This is a genomic window from Desulfatiferula olefinivorans (assembly GCF_054657895.1).
On record NZ_BAAHXV010000134.1, the window covers coordinates 1 to 321 of the forward strand.

Consider the following 321-nt stretch of genomic DNA (forward strand, 5'->3'; position numbering starts at 1 on the left):
GCTGGCCCATTTCTTACGGAAATGGGCCAGGCGTCCCACTGGAAACACCGCATCGTGACCGTATTTAACCTTGAATCGGGCTTCGATATCCGCATCGGAAAAGTTCCGTTCCGGCAGCATGCGGACCAGGATGTGCACATGGTTATCCATCACGGCGTAGCCGAGGATCTCCGCAAAATAGATCCGGGCGAACCATTTCAGAATCGAAACGAACCGGTCTTTTTCCACCGGTCCGAACGGAAATCCGTCCAGGGCCGTGCGGGAAATGACATGATAGACGCATTTCTGATCCGAACTGAGCATGCGGGTGGTTCGCGGCAT

1 protein-coding gene is annotated in these 321 nt (G+C 54.8%); it reads right to left on the minus strand.

Translation table 11 applies throughout. The annotated features are described in order from the left end of the window. Positions 1 to 321 (minus strand): transposase (locus ACYQ11_RS22195; RefSeq protein WP_459926021.1); only part of this gene is annotated, 321 nt, incomplete at both ends.